Origin of the sequence: Caballeronia temeraria (assembly GCF_001544795.2) — a bacterium.
GTDB classification, from domain to species: Bacteria; Pseudomonadota; Gammaproteobacteria; order Burkholderiales; family Burkholderiaceae; genus Caballeronia; species Caballeronia temeraria.
Genome location: NZ_FCOI02000004.1, coordinates 181,586 through 202,823, shown reverse-complemented (window position 1 = coordinate 202,823; position 21,238 = coordinate 181,586). Strand labels below are relative to the sequence as shown.

24 protein-coding genes are annotated in these 21,238 nt (G+C 63.9%); 13 read left to right on the top strand and 11 right to left on the bottom strand.

Annotated elements, in window-relative coordinates; all coding sequences use genetic code 11:
* Window positions 1-3: 3 nt before the first annotated feature.
* Window positions 4-1,584 (top strand): class I adenylate-forming enzyme family protein, encoded by a 1,581-nt coding sequence (locus AWB76_RS08095; RefSeq protein ID WP_244173263.1) that lies wholly within the window; start codon window positions 4-6, stop codon window positions 1,582-1,584.
* Here AWB76_RS08095 and AWB76_RS08090 read toward each other — a convergent pair.
* The 4 genes from AWB76_RS08090 to AWB76_RS08075 form a co-directional block, all read right to left on the bottom strand.
* On the bottom strand, window positions 1,541-2,479 hold the full coding sequence (locus tag AWB76_RS08090; RefSeq protein ID WP_061159612.1) for a 3-hydroxyacyl-CoA dehydrogenase NAD-binding domain-containing protein: 939 nt from the start codon (window positions 2,477-2,479) through the stop codon (window positions 1,541-1,543). The genes AWB76_RS08095 and AWB76_RS08090 overlap by 44 nt on opposite strands.
* The gene (locus tag AWB76_RS08085; RefSeq protein WP_061159611.1) at window positions 2,476-3,402 is read right to left on the bottom strand and encodes a beta-keto acid cleavage family enzyme; all 927 of its coding nucleotides are present in this window, start codon (window positions 3,400-3,402) and stop codon (window positions 2,476-2,478) included. The genes AWB76_RS08090 and AWB76_RS08085 overlap by 4 nt, the downstream gene beginning before the upstream one ends.
* A 33-nt stretch (window positions 3,403-3,435) precedes the next feature.
* Window positions 3,436-4,794: an MFS transporter gene (locus AWB76_RS08080; protein WP_061159610.1), complete on the bottom strand. Its 1,359-nt coding sequence runs from the start codon at window positions 4,792-4,794 to the stop codon at window positions 3,436-3,438.
* Window positions 4,795-4,918: 124 nt separating this feature from the next.
* Window positions 4,919-5,605 (bottom strand): Crp/Fnr family transcriptional regulator, encoded by a 687-nt coding sequence (locus AWB76_RS08075; protein ID WP_374729917.1) that lies wholly within the window; start codon window positions 5,603-5,605, stop codon window positions 4,919-4,921.
* A 107-nt stretch (window positions 5,606-5,712) separates the two neighbouring features.
* Here AWB76_RS08075 and AWB76_RS08070 point away from each other — a divergent pair, with 107 nt between their 5' ends.
* A complete protein-coding gene (locus tag AWB76_RS08070; protein ID WP_061159608.1) occupies window positions 5,713-6,126 on the top strand; it encodes an acyl-CoA thioesterase in 414 nt (137 codons plus the stop codon).
* 11 nt (window positions 6,127-6,137) lie between these two features.
* A complete protein-coding gene (locus tag AWB76_RS08065; protein WP_061159607.1) occupies window positions 6,138-6,911 on the top strand; it encodes an SDR family oxidoreductase in 774 nt (257 codons plus the stop codon).
* Between the two features lie 6 nt (window positions 6,912-6,917).
* On the opposite strand, the gene AWB76_RS08060 is transcribed toward AWB76_RS08065, so the two are convergent.
* From AWB76_RS08060 to AWB76_RS08045, 4 genes are all read right to left on the bottom strand, one after another.
* The gene (locus AWB76_RS08060; protein WP_061159606.1) at window positions 6,918-8,123 is read right to left on the bottom strand and encodes a benzoate/H(+) symporter BenE family transporter; all 1,206 of its coding nucleotides are present in this window, start codon (window positions 8,121-8,123) and stop codon (window positions 6,918-6,920) included.
* A 17-nt stretch (window positions 8,124-8,140) separates the two neighbouring features.
* Entirely contained in the window at window positions 8,141-8,419 is a 279-nt protein-coding gene (catC, locus tag AWB76_RS08055; RefSeq protein ID WP_035505070.1) for a muconolactone Delta-isomerase, read from the bottom strand.
* 27 nt (window positions 8,420-8,446) lie between these two features.
* Complete coding sequence (locus AWB76_RS08050; RefSeq protein ID WP_061159605.1) at window positions 8,447-9,574, bottom strand: muconate/chloromuconate family cycloisomerase; 1,128 nt, start codon at window positions 9,572-9,574, stop codon at window positions 8,447-8,449.
* Between the two features lie 105 nt (window positions 9,575-9,679).
* Complete coding sequence (locus tag AWB76_RS08045; protein ID WP_061159604.1) at window positions 9,680-10,603, bottom strand: LysR family transcriptional regulator; 924 nt, start codon at window positions 10,601-10,603, stop codon at window positions 9,680-9,682.
* A 177-nt stretch (window positions 10,604-10,780) separates the two neighbouring features.
* On the opposite strand from AWB76_RS08045, the gene catA reads away from it, so the two are divergent.
* From catA to AWB76_RS08010, 7 genes are all read left to right on the top strand, one after another.
* On the top strand, window positions 10,781-11,716 hold the full coding sequence (catA, locus tag AWB76_RS08040; RefSeq protein WP_061159603.1) for a catechol 1,2-dioxygenase: 936 nt from the start codon (window positions 10,781-10,783) through the stop codon (window positions 11,714-11,716).
* 113 nt (window positions 11,717-11,829) lie between these two features.
* Entirely contained in the window at window positions 11,830-13,188 is a 1,359-nt protein-coding gene (locus AWB76_RS08035; protein WP_061159602.1) for a Rieske 2Fe-2S domain-containing protein, read from the top strand.
* Entirely contained in the window at window positions 13,185-13,673 is a 489-nt protein-coding gene (gene benB / locus AWB76_RS08030; protein ID WP_061159601.1) for a benzoate 1,2-dioxygenase small subunit, read from the top strand. The genes AWB76_RS08035 and benB overlap by 4 nt, the downstream gene beginning before the upstream one ends.
* A 35-nt stretch (window positions 13,674-13,708) precedes the next feature.
* Window positions 13,709-14,737 (top strand): benzoate 1,2-dioxygenase electron transfer component BenC, encoded by a 1,029-nt coding sequence (gene benC / locus AWB76_RS08025; RefSeq protein ID WP_061159837.1) that lies wholly within the window; start codon window positions 13,709-13,711, stop codon window positions 14,735-14,737.
* Window positions 14,734-15,510 carry a benzoate diol dehydrogenase BenD gene (gene benD / locus AWB76_RS08020; protein ID WP_061159600.1) on the top strand — a complete coding sequence of 259 codons (777 nt, stop codon included), beginning with the start codon at window positions 14,734-14,736 and terminating at the stop codon, window positions 15,508-15,510. The genes benC and benD overlap by 4 nt, the downstream gene beginning before the upstream one ends.
* A 19-nt stretch (window positions 15,511-15,529) precedes the next feature.
* On the top strand, window positions 15,530-15,937 hold the full coding sequence (locus tag AWB76_RS08015) for a RidA family protein (protein WP_061159599.1): 408 nt from the start codon (window positions 15,530-15,532) through the stop codon (window positions 15,935-15,937).
* A 168-nt stretch (window positions 15,938-16,105) separates the two neighbouring features.
* Entirely contained in the window at window positions 16,106-17,446 is a 1,341-nt protein-coding gene (locus tag AWB76_RS08010; RefSeq protein WP_061159836.1) for an MFS transporter, read from the top strand.
* A gap of 18 nt (window positions 17,447-17,464) precedes the next feature.
* Here the strand turns inward: AWB76_RS08010 and AWB76_RS08005 are convergent, their stop codons facing one another.
* On the bottom strand, window positions 17,465-17,659 hold the full coding sequence (locus AWB76_RS08005; protein ID WP_061159598.1) for a hypothetical protein: 195 nt from the start codon (window positions 17,657-17,659) through the stop codon (window positions 17,465-17,467).
* A gap of 55 nt (window positions 17,660-17,714) precedes the next feature.
* Entirely contained in the window at window positions 17,715-18,554 is an 840-nt protein-coding gene (locus AWB76_RS08000; protein WP_061159835.1) for a universal stress protein, read from the bottom strand.
* A 155-nt stretch (window positions 18,555-18,709) separates the two neighbouring features.
* On the opposite strand from AWB76_RS08000, the gene AWB76_RS07995 reads away from it, so the two are divergent.
* The 3 genes from AWB76_RS07995 (at window position 18,710) to AWB76_RS07985 (ending at window position 20,682) form a co-directional block, all read left to right on the top strand.
* Window positions 18,710-19,750: a zinc-dependent alcohol dehydrogenase family protein gene (locus AWB76_RS07995; protein ID WP_061159834.1), complete on the top strand. Its 1,041-nt coding sequence runs from the start codon at window positions 18,710-18,712 to the stop codon at window positions 19,748-19,750.
* Between the two features lie 113 nt (window positions 19,751-19,863).
* Entirely contained in the window at window positions 19,864-20,298 is a 435-nt protein-coding gene (locus tag AWB76_RS07990) for a universal stress protein (RefSeq protein ID WP_061159833.1), read from the top strand.
* Window positions 20,299-20,376: 78 nt separating this feature from the next.
* On the top strand, window positions 20,377-20,682 hold the full coding sequence (locus AWB76_RS07985) for a DUF1488 family protein (RefSeq protein WP_061159597.1): 306 nt from the start codon (window positions 20,377-20,379) through the stop codon (window positions 20,680-20,682).
* Window positions 20,683-20,691: 9 nt separating this feature from the next.
* Here AWB76_RS07985 and AWB76_RS07980 read toward each other — a convergent pair whose 3' ends face one another.
* Window positions 20,692-21,159, bottom strand: coding sequence for a universal stress protein (locus AWB76_RS07980; RefSeq protein WP_061159596.1), 468 nt, complete (start codon window positions 21,157-21,159; stop codon window positions 20,692-20,694).
* Window positions 21,160-21,238 lie beyond the last annotated feature (79 nt).

The window sequence follows — 21,238 nt, the reverse complement described above, 5'->3', positions numbered from 1 at the left end:
GTCATGGAAACGTGTGATAAAGCGGCCTTCCGGTCGTATGTCGATGTCCTGCTCGATCGTCTCGATGCGCACGCCGGTCGCACGGTGCTGCGCTATCTCGACGAGGACGTGACGGGCGCGGCGTTTCGCGCATCGATCTACCGGTATGCGCGGGCGCTTGCGTCGTTCGGCGTCACGCGCCACGCGTTCGTCGCGATGTTCGCGCCGAATTGCCCGGATGCGCTCGCCATCCGCTACGCGACCAACCTGCTCGGCGCGACGACGATGTTCCTGCCCGCGATTGAATCGGCGGAACAGCGCGCGGCGTTCGTGACGCGCATGCAGCCGACGCTGCTCATCGCTTTCGCGCAGACGAAGCATCTCGTGCCCGCGCACAGCGGCGCGCAGCTCGCGTATGTCGGCGCGGGGCCGGCGCGCTTGCGTCTGGATATCCGTGCGCGCGTGCAGCACGATCTTCCGGTGCAAAGCCGCGCGCGGCCCGACGACCTCGCCGTGGTGGTTTCGTCGGGCGGCTCGACCGGCGCGCCGAAAGCGAGCCGCCGCAGCTTCGCCGCCTATTCGACGATGGTGAGCGCGCCGAGTCCCGAAGACCGGCGTCAACTCGTCAACGGGGCGCTGGCGTATCTGTCGCAAGTGCTCGTCGATAACACGTTGTCGGGCGGCGGCACGGTCGTGCTGAAGACTGGCTACGATCCCGCCGACACGCTCGCGACGATCGAAGCCGAGCGCATCACGGATGTATTGCTCGTCGAGCCGCAACTCTTCGAAACGATGGATCATCCGGACGTGCATCGGTGCGACCTGTCGTCGTTGCGCTCGATTGCGCATATCGGCGGATCGGCGCCCGCGATTCTGCGGCGGCGCGCGATCAGGCGGCTCGGACCCGTGCTCACGCACATGTACGGCGCGAGCGAGGCGGGGCTCGTGAGCGTGCTGACGCCATCGGACTATCTCGTCGATGCGAGCCTGCTGGACAGCGCGGGGCGCATCCGTTCCGGCGTCGACGTGCGCATCCGCCGCGCCGACGGCACGTTCGCGCATCACGGACAGCACGGCGCGATCGAAGTGAAATCGAAGGCGGTGGCGCAGGGCTATCATCGTCAGCCGATCGAAGCGGCGCATAAGTTTCGCGACGGCTGGTGTCTGACGGGCGATATCGGCTTCATCGACGCAAAGGGCTATCTGCACGTGACCGGACGCGGCGGAGATGTCGCCGAGATCGATGGCGCCGTCATCGGTCCGGCGCAGATCGAAACGCCGCTGTGCGCGTTGCCCGATGTCCGCTATGCGCGCGCCATCGCATCGGGCGATGCCGCTCGCGGTTACGTGTGGGACGTCGTGGTCGTGCCGTGGACGGGCCGGCGCGTCGATGTCGCGCGTTGCATGCGCGCGCTCGAATCGGCGTGCGGCGCGTCTGTTGCGAAGGCCGTGCGCATGGCCGCCTTGCAACGCGTGCCGCTGACCGAACAGGGCAAGGTGAATCGCGCGGCGATCACGTTCCGGTGCCGCGATGCATCGAAGCGCGGCCTCGAAGGCGCGGTCAGCCGTTCGCGCCTGAACGCGCCTTCAGAAGCGCCAGCATGATACGGTCGCGCTCCGTTTCCATCGATTCCGATGATCGGCCCGCAAGCGCCGCGTTCATCTCGTCGACGACTTTGCGCTGAAGCTCCGCAGTCAGTCGCGGCGCGCCGAGGTCATCCCACCAGCTTTGCATCGGCGGGCCGAGGTGATCGAGCGTGTGCCCGATGCCGCCTTCGCCGCCCGAGAGATGCAGATTCGCGAACGGTCCGAGCACGGCCCATCGCAGGCCGGGACCGTAGGCGATGGCATCGTCGATATCCGCGACGCTTGCCGCGCCGGTCGCCACGAGATGAAACGCTTCTCGCCAGAGCGCCGCCTGCAGCTGGTTGGCGATGTGGCCCATGATCTCCTTGCGCGGATGAATGGGCCGCTTGCCGATCGCGGTATAGAAGGCCATCGCGCAGTCGATTGATGCAGCGGAGGTCGCTTCGCCGCCGATCACTTCGACGAGCGGAATCAGATGCGGCGGATTGAACGGATGACCGAGTACGACGCGCGCCGGATGACGGCATGCGCGCTGCACGCGGCTCATCAAAAGACCCGACGTGCTCGACGCGATCACGACATTCTCCGGAATCGCGGCATCGATTCGTCCGAGCAGATCGAGCTTGAGGTCTTCGCGCTCGGGCCCGTTCTCCTGCACGAACTGCGCGCCCGCGAGCGCGCTTTCCAGATCGTCGTGAAACGTCAGCTTCGACAGCGATGCGCCTTCAGCGAGACCGATGCGTTCGAGCGTCGGCCAATGCCGCGCGACCGTCGTCATGAGCCGCTCGCGTGCGCCGGGAGCGGGATCCGTCGCCGACACGCGAAGTCCGCGCGCCAGGAAGTACGCGGCCCAGCTCGCGCCGATCACGCCCGTCCCGACGACCGCCACATGCTCGATTTCGTTCGCCTTCATTTGCAGGTCTCCAGAGACGCGCCCGCGACGTCTTTGCGCAAAGGCGAAAGGCCGATGATCTCGCGCGCTTCGGCGGGCGTCGCCGGTTCGTATCCCATCTCGCGCACGAGGCGCACGAGCCGTTCGACGAGCTGCACGTTCGTCGCCAGTTGTCCGTGCCGGTAATACAGATTATCTTCGAGCCCGACGCGCACGTGCCCGCCGAGCAGCAGCGAATTCATCGCGGCGGGCAATTGCGCCGCGCCGATCGCGCTGACGTTGAACACGGTGTGCGCCGGGAGATGATCGACCATCGTCTGCAACAGGCGCGGCGTATAGGGTAACGCGCCCTGAAACGCGTTCGCGCCGATCACGATGTTGATGAAATGCGGCGCATCGTCGAGGCCTTCGTCGAGCGCGCGCTGCACGTCCTGAACGATATCGGCGAGACCGAACACTTCCCATTCCGGCTTGATGCCGCGTTCCTTCATCATGCGGGCGATCTGACGGATGCGCGACGGCGGCGTGGCGACCAGAATCTCCTTGCCTTCGAAGCTCGCGATTACGGTCTGCGCATCGAGCGTGCACATCTCGACGCCATCGCCCTGCATGCCTTTCAGACGCTCTTCCCACATGATTTCCCACAAGCCGTTGTCCAGCTCGCGCACCATGTCGCCGTTGATGCCGCCGCCCGTGGAGTTGTTCAGGATGATGTCGCACTTGTCGCGGATCAGCCGGTTGATCTCGCTGTAGATCGCGGGATCGCAGGTCGCCTGATCGTCCGGACGGCGCGCATGCACGGCGACCACGCTCGCGCCGGCGTTGTAGCAGCGGTAGGTATCGTCGGCGATTTCGCGCGGCTGCGTCGGCAGGTTCGGGTTCATCTTCCTGGTCGCCATGCCGCCCGTGGGCGCGACCGTCACGATGACTTTGGGCTTGCTCATGTGTTCGTCTCCGATTGATGAATGCAGATTGCTTCAAGAATTTGCGCTGTCCGTTCCGACGCGCAGCGCGCGCCTCGGCAGCCCGATGAGCACCGTCAGGCAACCGACCAGCACCACCGCCGTCAACGCGAAGAGGCCCGTCTGAATGCTGCCCGTCGCGCCCTTGATCCAGCCGATCAGCGTCGGGCTGACGAAGCCGCCGAGAATGCCGAGCGAGCTGATCACGGCGATGCCTGCCGCCGCCGCGTCGCGGCCGAGGTACGTCGGCGGAATCGACCAGAAGAGCGAGCCGCCGCCGAAGATGAAGAACGAAGCGATGCACAGCAGCGTCATGACCGGGCCGACGTTCGCACCCGCGAAGGGCGTCGATGCCAGCGCGACCGCGCCGATAGCGAGCGTGCCGCCGACATGCCAGCGGCGTTCGCCGAAGCGGTCCGAACTGCGGCTGATGACGAGCACGCCGAGCGCGCCGAAGAAGTAGGGGACGGCGGTGAACCAGCCGATCGTCGATACGTTCGCGATGCCGATGCCTTTGATCATCGTCGGCAGCCAGAATGTCATCGTGTAGACGGCGCATGCGCAGCAGAAATAGACGAACGCGAGCACGTAAGTCATCGGATCGGCCAGTGCGGCCGCGAGCTTGCCGTGGCCGCCATGCGCGGCGTCATCCTTGTGATCGGCGCTCATGGCCGCGCGCACGGTCTCTTTTTCAGCTTGGCTCAGCCATGCCGCGTCGTCGGGCCTGTTCGGCAGCATGCGATAGAGCAGAAGGCCGATGAGCACCGTCGGCAAACCTTCGACGATAAAGAGCCACTGCCAGCCGTGCATGCCGCCGAATCCTTCCAGACCGCTCATGATCGTTCCGGACAGCGGCCCGCCGAGCACGCCGGTGATCGGCATGCCGAACAGGAAGAGGCCCGTTACGCGGCCGCGGCGCTGGCTCGGATACCAGTACGTGAGATACAGGATGATGCCGGGAAAGAAGCCCGCTTCGAAGAGGCCGAGCATCAGGCGTATCCCATAGAACTGCCACGGTGCCGAGACGAACGCGGTGGCCGCCGATGCAAGGCCCCACAGCACCATGATGCGCAGGAACGTCAGCCGCGCGCCGATCTTTTCGAGCAGCAGGTTGCTGGGCACTTCGAACAGCAGGTAGGTGACGAAGAAGAGTCCGGCGCCGAGACCGTACACGGCGTCGGAGAACGCGAGATCCTGCTTCATTTGCAGTTGCGCATAGCCGATGTTGATGCGGTCGAGAAATGCGAACACGTAGGCGATCAGCACGAGCGGCATGACTCGCATGCTGATCTTGCGAAAGACGGCGTCTTCCTCGGTGCGGCCTAGCGGGCTGTCGATGACCGCCGCGCCGGTCAGCGGACGAATGCGATTCATTGCGTGTCTCCCTGTCTGGTATGACACGCATTATTTCGGCGGCCTGTCATTGCAACTGTCGATCGGGCGACAGTCCGGGTCAGCGTATACGCGAAGGCATCGCTTCAGCGACGGCGCGAAGGCACTACTGCGCGATGGCCTGCAGCCCCGCGAGATCGAGTATGACGATTTCGCCGTATTCGGCGCGCACGAGACCGGCGTTCTTGAAGCGGCTCATCGCCTTGTTGCAGGTTTGACGCGACACGGCCGCGAGGTTCGCGAGTTCTTCCTGCGAAATCTGCACATGACGCGCGCCGCTCGCGTTCGACAAAGGATGGACCATGCCGGCCAGTGCCCGCGCGACGAGACTGTCGGTATCGAGCAGGCCGTGTGCCGCCGCGACGGCCATGAACCAATGCAAACGCTCGTTCACCTGAAACAGCAGGAACTCGTTGAACGAAGGCTGATGCTCGCGCAGCCAGTTGAACGTGGCGAGCGGAATCTGCGCAACGCGGCTGTCGCGCAGCGCGATGAGGTCCGACTGCCGTGGCGCGTTGCGAATCAGCGTGCCTTCGCCGAACCAGCTTCCCGCCGACTGGCCGCCGAGCGTCACGGTCTGCCCGTCGCGCGCGGTGATCGACCACTTGATGAGACCTTCGAGCATGCCGAACCACACATGTTGCCGCTCGCCGTGATGCCCGAGCACCTGGCCCATGACGACGGTGCGCTCGGACGTCTCGGCGCGCACACGCGCTCGCGCGGCTTCGTCCAGCCGCACGAACCACGACGACCGCGCCAGCAACTCGTCCAGGGTGAACGAGGGCGCGGACATGCGCTTGCGCCGGGTCATCGTTCTGAACCCGCGATTGTCGCGAGAACGACAGTGTCGTGGACGCGCGACGGGCACAATGACGGAAATCGATGGAGGATCATGGACTCATGAGCAAGGAAACTATCTACCGCGTCGACGTGCAGTTCGGCGACTGCGATCCGGCGGGCATTGTCTTCTTCCCGAACTTTTCGCGCTGGATGGACGCCGCCTCCCACGATTATTTCATTCAGTGCGGCCTGCCGCCTTGGCGCGCGATGACGGATCTGCCGAACTGCATCGGCGCGCCGCTCCTCGAGATGCATACGCGCTTTCATACATCGGTGACGTATGGAGAAACCATCGAGGTTCATAGCAGTATCGAGGAATGGCGCGGCAAGGTCTTTATCCAGAACCATCGCATCATGCGCGGCGATACGCTGATTTGCGAAGGCCGCGCGACGCGCGCATTGTGCGTCAAGCAGTCCGACGGACGGCTGAAGGCCGTGCCCGTGCCCGAGTTCATCCGCGCCGCGTGCGCCTGACGGAGCATTCCATGACGAGTTCGAATGCGCAACGCGTGCTGGTGACCGCCGGCGCGAACGGCATCGGCCACGCGATCACCGAGGCGTTCGTGTCGGCGGGTGCGAAGGTGTTCGTGTGCGACATCGATGAAGCCGCGCTCGGGCGACTGCAAGCGCACATGCCGGGCGTGACGACCTCCGTCTGCGATATGGGCGATCGCGCGGCCGCCGCACGCATGGTCGACGATGCCGCGGCTGCGCTCGGCGGAATCGACGTGCTCGTCAACAATGCGGGCATCGCCGGTCCGGCCGCCTCGGTCGCCGACATGGACCCGGACGCGTGGGAAAGCGTGCTGCGCGTGAATCTCACGGGCACCTTCGTCGTGACGCAACGTGCGATCCCTCATCTGAAGCAATCCGGCTCGGGCGCGATCGTGGTCATGTCGTCGCTCGCGGGCCGCTTCGGTTATCCGAACCGCAGTCCGTACGCCGTGACCAAATGGGGACTCGTCGGCTTCACCAAAACGCTGTCGCGCGAGCTGGGCGAGTTCGGCATTCGCGTCAACGCGATTTTGCCGGGTGCGGTCGAGGGTCCGCGCATTCAGCAGGTTCTCGAAGGACGCGCGTCGGCGAACGGCCGCAGCGTGGCCGAGGAAGAAGCGGCAGCGCTGGCGAATCAGTCGATCAAGCGCTTCGTCGATCCCGCCGATATCGCCGCGCTCGCCGTATTCCTCGCATCGAATGCGGGGCGCTCGATATCGGGCCAAATGATTCCGATCGACGGCGATTCGCAAAGCGCGTCGTGATTCCACTCAGGCTTTCTGCTTCGCGCTTCCCAGCACGAGATGCGCGAGCGCGCCGAGCACGATGCCCCAGAACGCCGAGCCGAGACCGAGAAAGCTCATGTTCGACGCCGTCGCGATGAACGCGATGAACGACGCCTCACGATGCGCCTCGTCCTGCACCAGCCCGACGACGTTCGCCGCGATCGCGCCGAGCAACGCGAGACCCGCGAGCACCGCGACGAACGCATTGGGCAGCGCGGCGAACAGCATCGCGACGGTGCCGGCGAAGCATCCGCCGATCAGATAGAAGATGCCATTGGCGATGCCCGCGACATAGCGATGCGCCGGGTCGCGATGCGCATCCGGCCCGGTGCACAGCGCCGCCGTGATCGCCGCGATGACGATCGTGATGCCGCCCGAGAACGCGACGGCGATCGACGCGAGGCTCGTCGTGACGAGCACGGGACGCGTCGGCGTCTGATAGCCGGAGACGCGCAGGATCGCGAATCCCGGCAGGAATTGCCCCGTCAGACTGACGATGACGAGCGGCAGCGCGAGACTCACGGTCGATTGCCAGGACCACGTGGGCATCGTGAAGACGGGGCGCGTCAGATGAAAACCGACCGATTCGAAATGCGTGAGGCCAAGTCCCACGGCGAGCGCGCAGCCGAACGCGAGCACGAGAATGAGACAGTAGCGCGGCGCCCATCGGCGGAAAACGAGAAAGCTCGCGAGCATGCCCAGCGCGAGCCACGGCGCGACGGCAACCGACTTGAACACATTGGTGCCGAACTGAAAGAGGATGCCCGCCATCATGCCGCAGGCGATGCCTTTCGGTATGCGCCGCACGATCTGATCGAACCATCCCGACACGCCGAGCGCGAAGATGCACGCGCCCGCGACGATATACGCGCCGATCGCCTCGCTCACCGGCATGCCGGGAAAGAGCGTGACGAGCAGCGCCGAGCCGGGCGCGGACCACGCGATGATGATCGGCTGCTTCAGCCACCCGCTCAACACGATGCCCGAGACGGCCGCGCCCATCGAGATCGACCAGACCCACGACGCGACCGCTTCATTGCCGACATGCGCCGTGTGCGCCGCCTGAAAGAAGATCGCGAGCGGTCCCGCATACGAGATGATGACGGCGAGCAGCCCGGCGCTCACCGCCGATACCGACCAGCCGCCTTGGCGCGCGGCGGGTGTCAGCGGCGGCTGCGTGTCGCGTTTCATCGGAACCGTTCGACGTGTCAGCGAATCGACGACGGATGGCGCGCGAGCGCGGTCACTTTCATCGTCATGTACGGAAACAAGGGCAGGCCCGAGAGAATCGTGTGGAGTTCATCGTGCGAATCGACATCGAAAACGCTGTAGTTCGCATATTCGCCGACCACGCGATGCAACTGCTGCCATTTGCCTTGCCGCTGCAACTCTTGCGAGTATTCCTTCTCGCGCGCCTTGATTTCGTCGGCTTTGGCGGCGGGCATGTCGTGCGGCAGATGAACGTCCATTCTGACGAGATAAAGCATGGTTTCCTCGATCGTGTGTCAATGAAATCAGGCGCGCTTGTCGCGGCGATAAAACGCAAGCTTCTCTTCATCGATGTGAAGACCCAGCCCCGGTCCTTCCGGCATATGCAGATCGAAGTCGCGATACTGCGGGCGCGCCGTCACGATGTCATCCTTCAGCAGCAGCGGCCCGAACAGTTCCGTGCCCCATGAAAGTTGCGGCAGCGCGCTGAATCCGTGTGCCGATGCAATCGATCCGATGCTGCCTTCGAGCATCGTGCCGCCATAGAGCGAGACGCCCGCCGCATCGGCGATGGCGGCCGTGCGCATCATCCCGTAGATGCCGCCGGATTTCGCGATCTTCAGCGCGAACACGTCGGCGCATGCGTGGCGCACGAGTTCGAGCGCGTCCTCTGGGCCGGTCACGGCTTCGTCCGCCATGATCGGCACGATGAAACGCGCCGCGAGTCGCGCGAGCGCGCCGCGTTGCTCGCGCGGCGTCGGCTGTTCGATGAGGTCGATGCCCGCCGCTTCCAGCGCCTCGATGCCGAGCGCTGCATCGGTTTCGCTCCAGGCCTGGTTCACATCGACGGTGACTTTCGCGCGATCGCCGAGCGCGGCCTTGATCTTCGAGACATGCGCGACGTCATCGCGCACGCTGCGCCGGCCGATCTTCAGCTTGAACGTGTTATGACGGCGTTCGGCCAGCAGCATGTCGGCTTCTTCGATATCGCGCTGCGTGTCGCCGCTCGCGAGCGTCCAAAGCACCGGCAGCGTTTTGCGCACCGCGCCGCCGAGCAGTTCCGACACTGGCACGTTCAGACGCTTGCCCTGTGCATCGAGCAGCGCGGTTTCGAGCGCGCACTTCGCGAAACGGTTGCCACGCGCGACCTTGTTCAGCCTGAGCATCGCGGCGTTGATGTTGGTCGCATCCTGTCCGACGAGCGCGGGCGCGAGATACGTATCGATGGTCAGCTTGATGCCTTCGGGACTCTCATCGCCGTAAGACAGGCCGCCGATGGTCGTGGCTTCGCCAATGCCCTCGATGCCGTCGCTCGTGCGCAGACGGACGATGACGAGGGTTTGCTGCTGCATCGTCGCCATCGCGAGTTGATGCGCACGGATGGTCGGAAGATCGACCAGAATCGCTTCGACGGAGGTGATTTGGGCTTTCATACCTGAAATGTCGGAATGGATGGGTTGTTGAGATATTGCGTGCCCAATTGCCGCCTGTCCAAGACCGTTCACGTCTAGTGTCATACCCGCCAGGTATGACGTGCTTCACCCGCCCCGATCCGTGCGCGGCGTATACGCGATCTTTTCCTCGTCGTACAGCCGGTAGATCAGTTCGAGCATCTCCTTGATGTCGCGCGATTCGTCGAGCGCGCGCATGCTCATGATGACCGGCGAGACGAGCGTGGGATCGTCGAGTTCCTTGTAGCTCACGTCGTCGCGTTTCAGGCCGTGCACGCTGCTCGGCACGACGGAAATGCCTTCGCCTGCCGCGACGAGGCCCAGCGCGATCTGCAATTCGCGTACTTCATAGGTCTTGCGCGGCGCGAGCGCGCGGTCCTGGAACGCCGCGAGCACCTGATCGGCATAACTCGGGCGCGGCGCCTTCGGGAAAATGATGAGCGTTTCGTTGACGAGATCGCGCAGCGAGAGCACGGGCTTCGCGAGCGAGAGCGGATGGCCGACCGGCAACGCGACGATCAGTTGCTCTTCGCGCAGAACCACACGGCGGATATTCGCATCCTCATGACGAATGCGCCCGAAACCGACATCGATGCGGCCATCTTTCAGCGCGCGGATCTGATCCATCGTCGACATTTCGTGCAGGCTCAGTTCGACGGTGGTGTTCTCGTCGCGAAAGCGGCGGATGATCTTCGGCAACATGCCATATAAGGTCGAGCCGACGAATCCCACCGAAAGACTGCGCTCGATATTGCCCACGCGCCGCGTCATGGATTCGAGCTCGGCCGTCTGCGCGAGCAGCTGCACGGCATGCGAATAGAAGAACTTGCCCGTCTCCGTGAGCTTGAGCGGCCGTGAGTTGCGTTCGAATAACTGCACGCCGAGCGTTTCTTCGAGCTGCTGTATTTGTCGGCTCAGCGGCGGTTGCGCGATATGCAGCCGCTCGGCGGCGCGCGTGAAGTTTCTTTCCTCCGCCACCGCCACAAAGTAGCGCAGGTGTCGCAGCTCCATTCAATACCTCCTGGATATAGCCCGATACTAAATCAGTGTTGGACTGGGCTTCTTTACGTCCATTATCCTGCCTTCACGCTCTGTTTCAACACCCGACTATACCTTCCGAGCATATCTGCTGCGGTGCTGAAGCGAGGGTTAACCCCCACCATAAAATTGCGAGATTCAGGAGCAGACATGAGCATCAAAGTGTTCGATACGAAGGAAGTGCAGGACCTGCTGAAGGCCGCTGCGAACCTCGGAAGTCAGGACGGCAGTGCTCGCGCCAAGGAGATCACGCATCGCCTGCTGAGCGACCTGTTCAAGGCGATCGACGACCTCAACATGACGCCCGATGAAATCTGGACCGGCGTCAATTACTTCAACAAGCTGGGCCGGGACGGCGAAGCCGCGCTGCTCGCGGCTGGCCTCGGTCTGGAAAAGTATCTCGACATCCGCATGGATGCCGAGGATCGCGAAGCGGACATCCACGGCGGCACGCCGCGCACCATCGAAGGCCCGCTGTATGTGGCCGGTGCGCCGGTGCGCGACGGCGTGTCGAAGATCGATCTCGATCCCGATGCGAATGCCGGCCCGCTCGTCATTCGCGGCACGGTCACGGGTCTCGACGGCAAGCCTGTCGCGAACGCGGTGGTCGAATGCTGGCACGCCAACTCGAATGGCTTCTACTCGCACTTCGACCCGACCGGCGCGCAAAGCGATTTCAACCTGCGCGGCGCGGTGAAGACGGGCGCCGACGGCAGCTACGAATTCCGCACGCTGATGCCTGTCGGCTACGGCTGCCCGCCGCAAGGTGCAACGCAGCAATTGCTCGACTCGCTCGCGCGTCACGGCAATCGTCCGGCGCATGTGCACTTCTTCGCGACGAGCGAGAAGCATCGCAAGCTGACGACGCAGATCAACATCGAAGGCGATCCGCTGATCTGGGATGACTTCGCTTATGCAACGCGTGAGGAGCTGGTTCCGCATGTCGTCGAAAAGACGGGCGGCACGGCGCTGGGCCTGAAGGACGATGCGTACAAGGAAATCGTCTTCGACATCCAGCTGACTCCGCTGGTGCAGGGCAAGGACAACCAGATCGTCCATCGCCCGCGCGCGTCCGTCACGGCGTAATCGCCGAACGCGCCTGAGCGGCGGCACGCCCGCCGCCGCTCGACTCTCCGCACGACCCCATTCGATACCGATGCATGCGCTCCGCCACGGAACCGCGCATAGGGAGAACTCATATGTCCGCCATCACCGACAAAGCCACGCAGCTCGACGAACTGCTGCAAAACGCCGTCCAGGACGACAAGGAAAGCGGCGTCTACCGCTGCCGTCGCGACATCTTCACGAACGCCGATCTGTTCGATCTCGAGATGAAGCACATCTTCGAGAGCAACTGGGTGTATCTCGCGCACGAAAGCCAGATCCCCAACAACAACGATTACTACACGACGTGGATCGGCCGTCAGCCTATCGTCGTGACGCGTGACAAGACCGGTGAACTGCATGCGGTCATCAACGCCTGCGCACATAAAGGCGCGATGCTGTGCCGCCGCAAGCACGGCAACAAGGGCAGCTTCACGTGCCCGTTCCACGGCTGGACGTTTTCCAACACGGGCAAGCTCCTGAAGGTCAAGGACGAAAAGACCACCGAATATCCGATCCAGTTCAACACGCACGGCTCGCACGATTTGCGCCGCGTGCCGCGCTTTCAGAACTATCGCGGCTTTCTGTTCGGCAGCCTGAATGCGGATTCGATCCCGCTCGAAGACTATCTCGGCGAGACGAAAGTGATTATCGATCAGATCGTCGATCAGGCGCCCGGCGGGCTCGAAGTGCTGCGCGGCAATTCCTCGTACATCTACGACGGCAACTGGAAGATGCAGATGGAAAACGGCTGCGACGGTTATCACGTCAGCACCGTGCACTGGAACTACGCCGCGACGATGGGCCGGCGCAAAGTGGAAGGCACCAAGGCCGTCGATGCCAATAGCTGGAGCAAGTCGGTCGCGGGCGTGTATGGCTTCGATCATGGCCACATCCTCTTGTGGACCAAGACGATGAACCCGGAAGTGCGGCCGGTGTATCAGCATCGCGAAGAGATCAAGGCGCGTGTCGGCGAGGTTCAGGCGGATTACATCGTCAATCAGACGCGCAATCTGTGCCTCTATCCGAACGTGTTCCTGATGGATCAGTTCAGCACGCAGATTCGCGTGGTGCGGCCGCTCGGCGTCGACAAGACCGAAGTCAGCATCTTCTGCTTCGCGCCGAAGGGCGAAAGCGCGGAGGATCGCGCGACGCGCATTCGTCAGTACGAAGACTTCTTCAACGTGTCGGGCATGGGCACGAGCGACGACCTCGAAGAATTCCGCGCGTGCCAGTCGGGTTACGCGGGCATCACGGCGATGTGGAACGATCTCTCGCGTGGCGCGCCGCTGTGGGTGCACGGTCCGGACGAAAACGCGAGGAACATGGGCATCAAGCCGCTCATTTCGGGCGAGCGCAGCGAAGACGAAGGTCTCTTCGTCGTCCAGCACGAATACTGGGTCAACGTGATGCGCGACGCGTTGAAGAAGGAACAAGGGGAGACACTGGCATGAGCTTCGATTACCTGAAAATCTGCGCGACGCTGTATCGCGAGGCGCGTCTGCTCGATGACCGTCAGTGGGACGAGTGGCTCGGGTGCTACGCGGAAGACGTCACGTACTGGATGCCCGCGTGGGACGACGACGATCAGCTCACCGACGATCACGAAAGCCAGATCTCGCTGATGTTCTACCCGGATCGCGGCGGCCTCGAAGATCGCGTGTTCCGCATCAAGACCGAGCGCAGCGGCGCATCGATGCCCGAGCCGCGCACGAGCCACAACGTGACGAACGTGGAAGTGCTGGCCGAGCGCGAGAACGAAGTCGATGTGCGCTACAACTTCGATACGCTCAATCATCGCTACAAGATGACCGATCATTTCTTCGGCACGATCTTCGTGACGTTGCGAAAGGTCGACGACATTCTGGTGATTTCGCACAAGAAGATTGTGCTGAAGAACGACTACATCCGGCAGGTGCTCGACGTCTATCACGTCTGAAGCCCGCGGTGACGAGACAGGAAGTAGGAGGCAACATGTCCAGCTACAACATTGCACTGAATTTCGAAGATGGCGTGACGCGTTTCGTCGAATGCAAGGCGGGCGAGAAGGTTCTCGACGCCGCATTCCGCGCCAAGATCAATCTGCCGATGGATTGCTCCGACGGCGTGTGCGGCACCTGCAAGTGCCGTGCCGAAAGCGGCAACTACGATCTCGGCGACGACTACATCGAAGACGCGCTCTCCGATGACGAGAAGGAAAGCGGTCTCGTGCTCACGTGCCAGATGGTGCCGTCGAGCGATTGCGTGATCGCGGTCCCGGCATCGTCGACGGCATGCAAGACCGCGCAGAGCAAGTTCGCCGCGACGGTCACGAAGATCGAGCCGCACAACGACGCCGCCGTCGTACTCGAACTGGATGTGGATGCCGCCACGCCCGCGCCGGTTTTCCTGCCGGGCCAGTACGTGAATATCGATGTTCCGGGCAGCGGCCAGCATCGCTCGTATTCGTTCTCGTCCGCGCCGGGCGCAACGAAGATCAGCTTCCTCATCAAGAAGATTCCCGGCGGCGTGATGAGCACGTGGCTCGAATCCGCGCAGACGGGCAACGCGGTCGAGCTGACCGGTCCGCTCGGCAGCTTCTATCTGCGCGCGGTTGAGCGTCCGCTCCTGTTCCTCGCGGGCGGCACGGGTCTCGCGCCGTTCCTCTCGATGCTCGAAGTGCTCGCGCGCGCGAACTCGCAACAGAAGATTCACCTGATCTATGGCGTGACGCGCGATCTCGATCTCGTGCAGGTCGAAGCCATCGAAGCGTACACAGCGCAGTTGCCGAACTTCACGTTCAGCACCGTCGTCGCCGATGCGGATTCGAATCATCCGCGCAAAGGCTGGGTGACGCAGCATATGCCCGCCGAATCGCTGAATGACGGCGATGTCGACGTGTACCTGTGCGGCCCGCCGCCGATGGTCGATGCCGTGCGCAAGCACTTCGACGAGAACGGCGTGAAGCCCAACAGCTTCCACTACGAGAAGTTCACTCCCAACGCCTCGCCGGTGACCGCATGAGCAAACAACGATTTGCCGGCAAGGTGATGGTCGTCACCGGCGCGGCGCAGGGCATCGGGCGGGGCGTGGCGTTGCGCGCGGCGGCGGAAGGCGCGAAGGTGCTGTTCGTCGATCGCGCGGATTTCATCGAGGAAGTGGCCGCCGAAGCGCAGGGCGCGGATACAGCCGGCTTCGTCGCCGATATGGAAACGTATGAAGGCGCGGCATCGGCGATGGCGTTCGCGGCGCGCACGTTCGGCGGCATCGATATTCTCGTCAACGGCGTCGGCGGCGCGATCCGCATGCGTCCGTATGCCGAGTTCGAGCCCGCGCAGATCGACGCCGAGATTCGCCGCTCGCTCATGCCGACGCTTTACGCGTGCCATGCGGTGTTGCCGCATCTGCTCGAGCGCGGACGCGGAACGATCGTGAACGTGTCGTCGAACGCGACGCGCGGGATTCGCCGCGTGCCGTATTCGGCTGCGAAAGGCGGCGTCAACGCGATGACACAAGCGCTCGCGATGGAATACGGCGAGCACAACATCCGCGTGGTCGCGGCGGCGCCGGGCGGCACCGAAGCGCCTCCGCGACGCGTGCCGCGTAATGCGAGCGGCGACAGCGAACGGGAAAAAATCTGGATGGGCGAAGCGGTGAAGCAGGTCACCGAATCGACCTTCTTCAAACGCTACGGCACGCTTGACGAACAGATCGCGCCGATTCTTTTCCTCGCATCGGATGAAGCGAGCTATATCACCGGCGCGGTATTACCCGTCGCCGGCGGCGATAACGGCTGATTTCGCGGGAGACGCATTCATGAGTGAACGCAAGGCTATCGTTCCCGCGGGAATGGAAGCGGTGTACGAAAAGATCCGCTATGCGCCCGCAATCAAGGCCGGCAACACGATCTACGTGTCCGGACAGATCGGCCGCGATGCCGCGATGCAACGGGTCGAGGACCGCGAGGCGCAGATCGTGCAGGCATTCGAGAATCTGAAGCTCGTGCTGGAAGCGGCGGGCGCTTCATTGAGCGATGTCGTCGACGTGACGACCTTTCACACCGATATGCGCGATCTGCCCTTGTTCATGCAGGTGCGCGACCGCTATCTCAACACGCATCCGCTGCCCGCATGGACGGCAGTGGGCGCGCACATGCTCGGCGGCGCTCCGGGTTATATCGTCGAGATCAAGGCAGTGGCCGTATTGACGGCGAACCCGTCGTAACACGCAAGCACTTCAACGCAGTCCGTCAACGAAAAACACATTAAACGCGAGCCCTTGCTGCGCCACGAACGCGGCAAGGAGAACGCGCGCGCGTTCATCGAGCCGTCGAAATCAATACAAAAAAGACCAACGCGGAATCACTGCAAGTCCTACATCAATGGAGACATCATGCGGCAAATAGACGTGCAAAAGCTATGCGACGATGCGCGGTTCGGCAAGTTTCACGTGCTGCTTCTGTTCTGGTGCGCGCTCATCATCATCTTCGATGGATACGATCTCGCGGTCGTCGGGATCGCGCTGCCGTCGATCATGAGCGACATGGGCATTCAGCCGACGAGCGCCGGCTTCATGGTGAGTTCCGCGCTGCTCGGCATGATGCTCGGCGCGGTGTTTCTCGGCACCATCGCCGACAGAATCGGCCGCGTGCCCGCCATCGTCATCTGTCTCCTGCTGTTCAGCATATTCACGGCCGCGGCCGGGCTGACGCGCGATCCGGTGACGTTCGGCATTGCGCGCTTTCTCGCGGGACTGGGCATCGGCGGCGTGATGCCGAATGTCGTCGCGCAAATGACCGAGTACTCGCCGCGCAAGATCCGCAGCACGATGGTGACGCTGATGTTCAGCGGATATTCCGTCGGCGGCATGCTGGCGGCGCTCGTCGGCAAGGGCATGATCGAGCGCTACGGCTGGCAATCCGTGTTTCTCGCCGCAGGGTTTCCGGCGCTGCTCGCGCCCGTGATCCTGAAGTACATGCCGGAGTCGCTGGCGTTTCTCGTTCGAAACGAGCGCTCGACGCGTCTGAAAGATATTCTTTCGCGCATCGATCCGCGCTATGTGCCGCAACTTGCAGACCGCTTTTCATTGTCCGACCGTGAAGGCGCGCCCGGTTCGCCGATCGCGCGACTGTTCGCCGAAGGACGCGGCACGAGCACCGTCATGCTGTGGATCGCGTTCTTCATGTGCCTGTTCATGGTCTACGCGCTGAGTTCCTGGCTCACGAAACTCATGGCCGGCGCCGGACACAGCCTCGGCTCGGCCCTCACGTTCGTGCTGGTTCTGAACTTCGGCGCGATGATCGGCGCGATCGGCGGCGGATGGCTCGCCGACCGGTTCAACATCAAATACGTGCTGATCGCGATGTACGCGCTCGCGGCGATCTCCATCAGCCTGCTGGGCGTGAAGGTTCCGGTCGCCGTGCTGTTCTTCCTGGTTGGTCTTGCGGGCGCGTCGACGATCGGCACGCAGATCGTCACGTATGCGTTCGCCGGGCAGTTCTATCCGACCGCGATCCGCTCGACGGGCATCGGCTGGGCGTCGGGCATCGGGCGCGGCGGGGCGATTCTCGCGCCCATCGTGATCGGCTTTCTCGTGAGCAAGGCCTTGCCGCTGCAGCAGAACTTCGTCGCCATCGCGGTTCCCGGCGTCATCGCGATGCTGGCGGTCTGCCTGATCGATGCGCGCCGTTCCCGGAACGACGGCATCGCCGTCGCCGCCGCCGATCCGGCCTGACAGCGTGCGCGCCCGGTGTCATTCCTTCGCGGGTTCCGGCTGCCGGGACTTGCGCGGCTCGACGGGCGCGCCGCGCTGCGTCGGCGCTCTCGTGCAGGCGTCGGGCGGCGTGACATAGGGCACGTCGTCGCAACAGCATGCATAGACCGGAAAGCCATAGGCGTTCGTGCGGATGATGGTCGTCGGCCCGTGCAGCGGGCATACCGCGTTCATGGCTTCTCCTCGATAGTCGATATTTTCATGGTACGCGCGGTAGGCCGGGGCCGTATCAATGCGACATCAGCACGGGCACGGTCATCGATTCGAGGAAGGTGCGCGTCGCGCCGCCCAGGACGAGCTCGCGCAGACGCGCATGACCATAGCCGCCCATCACGACGAGATCCGCGCCGAGATCGGCCGCGCGCGATAGCAGCACATCGCCCGCCGATGCCTCTGTGCCGGCCACGCCCGGCACGATCTCGACTTCGACGCCATGCCGCGCGATGCACGCCGCGATATCGCCGCCCGCGCTGCGCTCGCCGCGCGCGTCGCCGGCGTGCACATCGAGCGTGACGATGGTCGCGCGCCCGGCCGCCTTCAGCAACGGCAATGCGTCGTGGACAGCGCGCGCGGCTTCGCGTCCGCCATCCCACGCGATCATCGGAAACTGGCCGACGGCGGCGAAAGAGCCCGTGTAGGGCACGAGCAGCACCGGACGTCCCGCCGACAGGATCAGATGCTCGCGAAAGCCTTCGCCGATGAACGATTCGGCATCGCCCGGATCGTCCTGGCCCACGATCACGAGATCGGCGCAACGCGCGTGATGCGGCACCGCACGATCCGCCCCGCCACCCGGCGCGAGCCATTCGCCCGACACGCCCGCGCGGTTCAGCTCCGCGTGAAAGAGCCGTTCGAGCGCGTTGGCCCGTTCGCGGCGCATGGCGGCGTACTCGTCGTAATAGCCGGCGGAGCCTGCCATGACATTGAAGGCGCGCGCGTTCGGTTCGAAGACCGCGTAGAGGCCGATCACATAGGCGTCGAACTGTTTCGCGAGTTGCAACGCGGTTTCCAGCCGAGGATGGGCGCGCGCGCTCGTATCGAGGTGCACGAGAATCGTCCTGTAAGTCATCGATGACTCCCCGAGTCGGTTGAGCATGGACCGGCTCCGAGTCTAAGGAAGCGTCGCCGCACTTCCCTTGACTCAGATCAACTGGACGCGGCGGCCATCGCGATACGCTGGGCGCGGTCATGCACGTCGTCGTGCGCCACGCAAGGAGTTCGCGAATGAAGGCACTTGTCTATCACGGTCCCGGCAACAAATCACTCGACGAGCGGCCGCGCCCCGCGCTTGCCGCCGCAACCGATGCGATCGTTCGTGTGACGCGCACGACCATCTGCGGCACCGATCTGCATATCCTCAAGGGCGACGTCCCGACCTGCGAGCCGGGCCGCGTGCTGGGCCATGAAGGCGTGGGAATCGTCGAAGAAACCGGCGCGGCCGTGTCCGCGTTCAAGCCGGGCGATCACGTGCTGATTTCGTGCATTTCGTCGTGCGGTAAGTGCGAGGCGTGCCGGCGCGGCATGTATTCGCATTGCGCGACGGGCGGCTGGATTCTCGGCCACAAGATCGACGGCACGCAGGCCGAATACGTCCGCATTCCGCACGCTGATACTAGCCTCTATCCGATTCCGGCGGGCGTCGAGGAAGAGGCGCTCGTCATGCTCTCCGACATTCTTCCGACAGGTTTCGAATGCGGCGTGCTCAACGGCCGCGTGCAGCCGGGCAGCACGGTTGCGATCGTCGGCGCGGGGCCGATCGGTCTCGCGGCGCTGCTCACCGCGCAGTTCTATGCGCCGGCGCAGATCGTGATGATCGATCGCGACCGGCATCGGCTCGAAATCGCGCGCACGTTCGGCGCGAGCGGATGCATCGACATCGAGAGCACGGACGCGGTCGCCGAGATCATGCGTCTGACCGATGGCGCGGGCGTCGATTGCGCGGTGGAGGCGGTCGGCATTCCGGCGACTTTCGAGCTGTGCCAGCGGATCGTTGCGGCGGGCGGAACGATCGCGAATGTCGGCGTGCACGGCGTGAAGGCCGATCTGCATCTGGAATCGCTGTGGGATCGTAATATCAGTATCACGACGCGTCTCGTCGACACCGTCAGCACGCCGATGCTGCTCAAGACCGTGCGCGCGGGCAGGCTGCAGCCGCAGCAGCTCATCACGCACCGTTTTACGCTCGCGCGCGCGCTCGACGCGTACGACACCTTCGGCCGTGCGGCGGAAACGAACGCGCTGAAGGTCATTATCGAAATGACATGAGGATGGCGGACCGGCTGATCGATGTTTCCTTGGGGCGCATCGAACGCAAGCTCGTGCGCATCGACAAACTGACGTGGGCGGCGTGAACGGCGAGCGTGCATGCCGATACAACCATGTACCACACGATTCTTGTCGCGATAGACGGTAGCGAATGCTCGGAACGCGCGCTCGACGAAGCGATCCGGATAGGCGCGCGCGCGAAGATTTATATCGTTTCCGTGATCGATGTGGCCGCGCTTTCGTCATTTCCGGCGGCGTACCGCGTGGATGTGCGCGAGGAAAGCGGGCATGCGCTGGACATCGCGTACGCTCGCGTGCTCGACGCGGGCATCGCGTGCGAAACGGAGCTGGCCGAGACGCGCAACGTGACCGACACCATCGCGAAATGCCTGCAGCGGCGCGTGGAGCAGATGCCGGTGGATCTCGTCGTGATGGGCACGCACGGCCGCACCGGATTTCGCCGGGTGGCGCTCGGCAGCGTCGCGGAAGCCTTCGTACGACGCTCGACGTGCCCGGTCATGCTCACGCGCGCGAAGCAGGCGTCTTGATCCAGATCAATACGCGCCGCGCATCGGTGTCCAAGACTGAGTGGATATGTTCGCATCCACGGTCCACGAGGTATCGGCATGATCATCACGTTTCCGACCCAGCCGCCCGTCTATCAGGGCGATGCCCCTTCGCTCACGTTCGCCGCGTTCGCGGATGGCGAGCCGATCGAATGCACCATTTCCGCCGAGGCGCTGGAGGATCATTTCGGCGCGGCGTCATGGCGCGAGGAAGATCTGCAGCAGGCGTTCGAGAGCCATCGCGCATCGATCGAAGGCGCCGCCGAGCACGTTCTGAGCCGCGTCGGCGGCACGTCGGTCATGCTGCGCAGCGGATTTTTCCGCTTCCGCGAGGCGCGCGCCCAGTCTTCTTCAAGCCGCGCCTGAGCGATCCGTTCACGCGTGCGGTTCGCCAGTCTCGCTGCCCGGCACCAGCAGAACGGGACAGCGCGCGCGGCGCACGAATCCTTCGGCGACGCTGCCGAGCACGAGACGACGCCATCCGCGCCGCCCGTGTGTGCCCATGACGACGAGATCGGCGTGGAAATCGTCGGCGCAATGACGAATGCGCTGCGGGATGTCGTCGCCGAGATAATCGACTTCGCAGACGCGCGGGACGCCTTCGACGCCGGCTTGCGTCATGCGATCGGCGGCCGTCGCCGCGAGCCGCCGACCTTCTTCGAGCAGCGCGTCGCGCAGGCTGGGATAGAACGCGCTCGTGGCGTCGTAGCTGACGGGCTGAATGTCCACGACGAAAAGCGGCTGCATCTGCGCCTTGTTCGCGAGTGCGATCTGGATCGCTTCGTCGAGCGCGTGCAGGGAAGTCGGACTGCCGTCGATAGGCACGAGAATGCGCTTGTACATGGCGGCCTCCTGATTCGATGTGTTGGCGCTGACGTGCGATCGAGTCTACGGACAGGCGCGCCCGAGCGTTTGACTCAGG